Here is a 4,740-nt window from a genome sequence, read left to right as displayed (position 1 = left end):
TGTTTGCCTCCGGCTTCCTTCAGATTCCACCTCACGGTGGACACCCTTGCCTTTAGCTAACAGTTCCTACTGCCAAGTCTGTAGTGGACTTTCACCACCAAGTTATCGCCCATGCCGGGCGCACATATAAAAAGAGCCCGACTAGCAAAACTAGTCGAGCTCTTTTATCTTTATTCAGTTACTTGTGCCGTCTCTACATCAGGAGCATAATCAACACCCGTTGTATATTCACCAGCTGCATTCCAAAGTAAATACTCATGAATGCCGTTTTCAGCTAAGGCATTAATTTGTCCTTGAACTTCAGTTGGACCGTACTCCATGAACATCGTAAAGTCCTGTAACCAAGGTCTTGAGACAACATTATTTTGAACTGGACCTAACACATATAATTCTTCTTGAATGTAAGTATTAGTAAATTCATAAGGGTAATAGTCTGGTACATCAAATCCAAAGAATCCAGAAGTCCAGTGAGAAGGGTAAATCATAGAAGATACCACATCTACACGTTCAGCCATTTGGGTGAAGTTTTGCCCAATACCACGAACATCCGGAGCATCTCCAGCAATCGCTGTATATCCGAAGATATCCGCACTTATATTAACTACATAAGGCGTTAGTCGGTTATCAGCATAAGTTAAAAAATCATTAATGGCGGCAACACGCTCATAACCTTGTTCTTCAGGATTATCTGATTCAAAAACCGAATATTCTCCAACTTCATATTCTAATTGAGTATGGAAAGTTTCGAATCCTTCAGGGAAACGAATGTAGTCAAATTGAATATCTTTGAAGCCCATTTTTGCAGCTTCTTCAGCAATCGTAAGAACATAATCCCAAGCTTCTTGACTGAATGGGTTAATGAACTTAGAACCATTCCCATCAGTCCAAGTTTCACCTGTGGTTGAATCTTCAAATGATAAGTCTGGACGCGCTTCAGCTAATAGATTATCTTTAAATGTTGTGATACGAGCAATCGGATAAATTTCGTTTTCTTCTAGGACACCCAATACCTCAGCGTAGTCTACCGATCCAATCACGTTTTGTTGAACATATTCATTGTCAGTTTCAATGGGTGGAATAACGTTACCCCAATCATCTTTAAAGTCAATAACTACAGCATTTAATTCTGTTTCATTGATGTAATCAATGATGTAGTTAAAATATTCTTCATTGGCAACATTCTCAGCCGTTAGGTAAACACCTTTAACTCCATCTTCGGGATAAGGAATAGAGATTCCACTATCATAGAAAAGAGCAGATGGTAATTGTTCGGGTTGAGATAACAATGGCTCATCCGGTATCACTAAACCTTCATAACGATTTGTATCATTTGTAGCAACTCGGCTATTGAAATCAGTGACCGTCTCACTGTCATACTTTGGTGTTACTTCTGGTAGCGTATAGTACTGCGGTTCTTGTTGTTCAGCAGTATTTGACTGCTGACAACTTGCCAAAACAAATACCAATAGCAAAAGTAATGCAAATACTTTGGTATAAGAGTTGACCTTTTTGTTTTTTAAGTTGGACATATTAAAAACTCCTCTTGTCTTTATTACAAATTCCTAATTTGATTCTTGTAAATTAGCTAAATATACTTTAAAATTAATTAATTGCGCATTGATAGGTTCAAAGTACCCTAAGATACGCTCTAAATTAATTTGATTGGTCGTATGTAACTGTGACACTCTATCAAATACAGCAAAGAAAGATGAGTAATCCGTTTCTGGATTTGCAATCGATTTGTAAACAATTGATTCAGTTTCAATGTTTTCTCGATAATCAGATATGTAAGTAACGATTTCTTGAGACAATTCCTGTAACTGAGTAATTTGATTTGTCACTTGTTCAGTTGGAAGTGGACTATTATCAGCTTGATTAGAAAATTCCTCAATCATTGTATCCAATTCACCACGAACTTCTTCCAATTTAGTTAAGTGTTCTTTACGGCGTTGAATATTTTGTTGAATGGGTGAATCATCACTAGCAAAATAAGTAAGATCATCTCCAGCGTTAGCAATTGTACTTTCAAATTCTGCCTGTAAGTTCTCTTCAGCAAGTTGTATTTCTGTTAACTCATTAACAATACTTGTAACGTTCTCCTGAACGAGACTGACCGTTTTATCAGCTCTTTCTACTGAGTTATCACAACCGGCAATAAATAGTGTCGTTATTAAGAGTATTACAATTTTATTCAAATGTTTCATAGACTCTCCTTAAAAATGATTTAAATTGTTTAAAAAATAATAAATTTAATTTTTACTTAGATTAGTATATAATAACACTATTAGCAATTCAAATATTATTAAATATTTAGAACCTAAAGGCAAGGAGTATCTATGTTTTTATCTTTTTTCGTTGCAATATTATTAATTGTTTTTGACCAAATTGTCAAGTTTTTGACGGTAACAAATTTACAAGTAGGGGAATCAGCTAGAGGAATTACGAATGTTTTCGATTTTTTTTACTTACGTAACGATGGTGGTGGATGGGGCTTGTTCTCGGGTCGAGTGAATTTCTTTTTAATTATTACCGTGTTGGCTGCTGCTTATATTATTTATTTGATCTTCAAGAATCGTGACCATCATTTTATAACTCGTTTAAGTTACGGTTTAATTCTTGGTGGAGCCGTTGGTAATTTTATCGACCGAATTCGTTTAGGTTACGTAATCGATATGTTTAGACTCAAGTTTATAGATTTTCCGATTTTCAATGTAGCGGATGCTGCACTGACAATCGGAGTCGTATTACTTATTATCGTAATATTATTTTTTGAAAATACAGAGGATGTTTTATAATGACAAAAATTAAAGAAACAAAAAAATTTGAATTAGAAGGCGAAGTAGGTCGTTTAGATAAAGTATTAGTAGACTTATTATCTGAAGAAACTTACAGCCGTTCTACCATTCAAAAATTATTAAAAAATCAGCATATTACTGTTGATGGCGTGCATCAAAAAGCAAATTACAAATTAAATGGGAGTGAAGTAATTAACGTTGAAATTCCCGAAGAAGAGCAAATGGATATCTTACCTGAGGATATCCCATTAGATATAGTTTATGAAGATGATGATGTCTTGGTTATTAATAAACCGATTGATATGGTTGTTCATCCTTCAAAAGGACATCCAAGAGGAACTTTAGTGAATGCTTTAGTGTATTATTTAGATGATAATTTATCTAATAATGAAGATACCGTCCGTCCAGGGATCGTACATAGAATTGATAAAGATACATCTGGTCTCATCGTTGTAGCTAAAAATAATCATGCACATCAAAGACTGAGTGAGCAATTAGAAGACCACTCAATGGGCCGTACGTATGTTGCTTTAGTCAATGAAGTGATTGAAACACCTACAGGTATCATAGAAGCGCCAATTAATCGTGATCCGAGTAATCGTATTAAATATACGACCAATCATGCAGGTAGATACGCGCTCACTCATTTTGAAGTACTAGAAACTTTTGCACATAATACGCTCGTTAAAGTTGAGTTAAAAACTGGACGTACACATCAAATTCGTGTCCATTTAGAGTTTATTGGGCATCCAATCGTCGGTGATCCCTTGTATCGTCAAGGTGTAGGCCAAATGAAAGGGCAATTAGCGAGACTTGATGATGGCCAGTTCTTACATGCCCAGTCGCTTCATTTTGTACATCCAACATCTGGGGAAGCAATGAATTTCGAAACAGATTTACCAGATCGATTTGAAGAAGTTTTAAGAACTTTACGTTAAATTAGGCATTGTATTTATATTTTGTCTCAAAATATGATAAAATTAGTTATATTGCCATAACAAGGGGGTATTAATGTGTCAATCAATGATAAAATTCTCGATAAAATACGTAATTTGTTATCACTTGCTGAAGACGGTGGTAATGACGAGGAGAGTCAAACAGCCTTATTAATGGCCCAAAAATTAATGCTTAAATATAAAATTTCTCAAGATGAGTTAAATGAAGGTGGAAAGCAAGAGATTATTATCAAATCCCTTTCTGTATATAAGCGATTATATTGGTGGGAGAAAGTGTTAGTTAAGATCATTTCTGAAAACTTCAGAGTGATGTTTTATGTGCAGAGTAACCGTCTACCACATCAGAAGAGCGTGCAAAGAAAGCTTGTTCTAATGGGTTACCCTGAAGATGTTGAGTTGGCTTATGAAGTGTTTTACTTAGCTGCTGAATCAATGAAGCATTATGCAGGAATTCATATTAAAGATAATAATGAAGATTCTACACTCGCTCAAGCTCAAATTCGAAAAGCCTACTATCAAGGGTTTATGGATGGTTTAGACCATAAATTTGCCAAGCAAAGAGAAGAGATGGCAGATGATAATGAGAAGTTTGCTTTAATTATCAAAACTCCTCAAGATGTTGTAGATAAGTTTAATCAAGAAATTAATGGTTCTTTAGCCTTTAAACAACCTGATTTAAGTCGAAATAGCCATGCCTATCATGATGGTTATGACCGTGGACAAAATGTGTCTCTAACGAACAAATACTTAGACCAATAATTTAATATCACTACTTTCAAGAGAATGTATAGATGAGTTATTTAAAGCACTGCAATTTTTGTAGTGTTTTTTTGTATTTCCATAAAATTTTATACCTATAAATATCCTGAATAATTCATAGTTTTACTAATAGTCTTTCCTAACATTGATTTAATAGTCTTTAAAGTAATCTGCTTCATCACCCATTAGGTGATGAAAAAAGACCCCCTTTCTGATATGGTTAATTCACC

General features: G+C 34.7%; 5 protein-coding genes. 3 read left to right on the top strand and 2 right to left on the bottom strand.

Annotated elements, in window-relative coordinates; genetic code table 11:
• Positions 1–170: 170 nt before the first annotated feature.
• Both ACEN31_RS10965 and ACEN31_RS10960 read right to left on the bottom strand, forming a co-directional pair.
• Positions 171–1,529: a putative glycoside hydrolase gene (locus tag ACEN31_RS10965; protein WP_407109434.1), complete on the bottom strand. Its 1,359-nt coding sequence runs from the start codon at positions 1,527–1,529 to the stop codon at positions 171–173.
• 33 nt (positions 1,530–1,562) lie between these two features.
• Positions 1,563–2,195, bottom strand: a complete 633-nt coding sequence (locus tag ACEN31_RS10960; RefSeq protein ID WP_407109433.1) for a YkyA family protein — start codon at positions 2,193–2,195, stop codon at positions 1,563–1,565.
• A 141-nt stretch (positions 2,196–2,336) separates the two neighbouring features.
• On the opposite strand from ACEN31_RS10960, the gene lspA reads away from it, so the two are divergent.
• The 3 genes from lspA to ACEN31_RS10945 all read left to right on the top strand — a co-directional run bounded on the left by lspA (position 2,337) and on the right by ACEN31_RS10945 (position 4,510).
• Positions 2,337–2,795 (top strand): signal peptidase II, encoded by a 459-nt coding sequence (gene lspA / locus ACEN31_RS10955; protein ID WP_407109432.1) that lies wholly within the window; start codon positions 2,337–2,339, stop codon positions 2,793–2,795.
• Positions 2,795–3,733 (top strand): RluA family pseudouridine synthase, encoded by a 939-nt coding sequence (locus tag ACEN31_RS10950; RefSeq protein WP_407109430.1) that lies wholly within the window; start codon positions 2,795–2,797, stop codon positions 3,731–3,733. Before lspA ends, ACEN31_RS10950 begins: the two co-directional genes overlap by 1 nt.
• Positions 3,734–3,808: 75 nt before the next feature.
• Positions 3,809–4,510 (top strand): DUF2786 domain-containing protein, encoded by a 702-nt coding sequence (locus ACEN31_RS10945; RefSeq protein ID WP_138405007.1) that lies wholly within the window; start codon positions 3,809–3,811, stop codon positions 4,508–4,510.
• Positions 4,511–4,740: the final 230 nt, after the last annotated feature.

Source organism: Ruoffia sp. FAM 26255, from assembly GCF_045528525.1.
Classification (GTDB): Bacteria; Bacillota; Bacilli; order Lactobacillales; family Aerococcaceae; genus Ruoffia; species Ruoffia tabacinasalis.
The sequence above is the reverse complement of the archived record's forward strand: the minus strand, read 5'-3'. Positions and strand labels throughout refer to the sequence as shown.

Coding starts and splice junctions, on each gene's coding strand:
- lspA (WP_407109432.1), top strand. CDS start 2,337: ATGTTTTTATCTTTTTTCGTTGCAATATTATTAATTGTTTTTGACCAA.
- ACEN31_RS10965 (WP_407109434.1), bottom strand. CDS start 1,529: ATGTCCAACTTAAAAAACAAAAAGGTCAACTCTTATACCAAAGTATTT.
- ACEN31_RS10950 (WP_407109430.1), top strand. CDS start 2,795: ATGACAAAAATTAAAGAAACAAAAAAATTTGAATTAGAAGGCGAAGTA.